Here is a 920-nt window from a genome sequence, read left to right as displayed (position 1 = left end):
ACGATGGCGGTGACACGCGGAATCAGCACGTTGGGGCCATGGATCGGCGGCCCCTCGCTGCGGTCGGTCAGATAGATCAGCGCGCTGATCGCCTGGGTCAGCAGCAGCGCCAGCACCACCGTCAGGGCGATGCGCGAGGCAAGGCTGTTGAACAGGCGCAGGCGCGGACGGCGGGCCGGGCGATGAGGGGCCGCTCCGGATTGCGCTGTTTCAGGCCGGGCCGTTTTGGGCTGGGCCGTCATGGCGCAAGCCCGCCGCTCGAAAGGGACGGGCCGGCGACCGCCGGGGTGAACAGATAACCACCGCCACGCACCGTCTTGATCAGCGTCGGGTCGGCCGGGTCGGGTTCGATCTTGCGGCGCAGCCGGCTGACCTGGACGTCGATGGAGCGGTCGAAGGGAACCGCCGAGCGGCCGCGTGCCAGATCCAGCAGCTGGTCGCGGGTCAGCACCCGCTGCGGATGCTCGACGAAGGCGACCAGCAGGTCGTACTCGCCGGCCGACAGCTGGACCAGCACCCCGTCGGGCGAGCGCAGCTCCCGCTTGGTGACATCGAGCGACCAGCCCTCGAAGCGCAGCACCGTGCCGGCCGCCGCCGGGGCGCCGGCCACCGGCGGGGCGGAGGCACGGCGCAGCACCGCCTTGATGCGGGCCAGCAGTTCGCGTGGGCTGAAGGGCTTCGCCAGATAATCGTCGGCGCCCATCTCCAGCCCGACGATGCGGTCGGTCTCCTCCCCCATGGCGGTCAGCATGATGACGGGGATCTGCGCCGTCTGCGGCGTCGCGCGCAGGCGGCGGCACAGCGACAGCCCGTCCTCCCCCGGCAGCATCAGGTCCAGCACGATCAGGTCGACGCGGGCGCCGTCGAGCGTGCGCATCATTTCCGCCCCGTCCCTGACCCCGGTGACCCGGAAGCCGTGC

Annotated in this window: 1 protein-coding gene and 1 pseudogene; both read right to left on the bottom strand. The window is 71.6% G+C overall.

Features of this window, described 5'->3' with window-relative positions; all coding sequences use genetic code 11:
* Positions 1–242, bottom strand: a pseudogene (locus I71_RS40300) (two-component sensor histidine kinase); the annotation flags it as partial.
* A partial coding sequence (locus I71_RS29990; RefSeq protein ID WP_042702999.1) for a response regulator occupies positions 239–920 on the bottom strand: 682 nt, incomplete at its 5' end. The gene I71_RS29990 and the pseudogene I71_RS40300, both read right to left, overlap by 4 nt.

The sequence above is a fragment of the Azospirillum sp. B506 genome, from assembly GCF_000333595.1.
Classification (GTDB): Bacteria; Pseudomonadota; Alphaproteobacteria; order Azospirillales; family Azospirillaceae; genus Azospirillum.
This window is presented reverse-complemented; position numbering and strand designations above follow the sequence as displayed.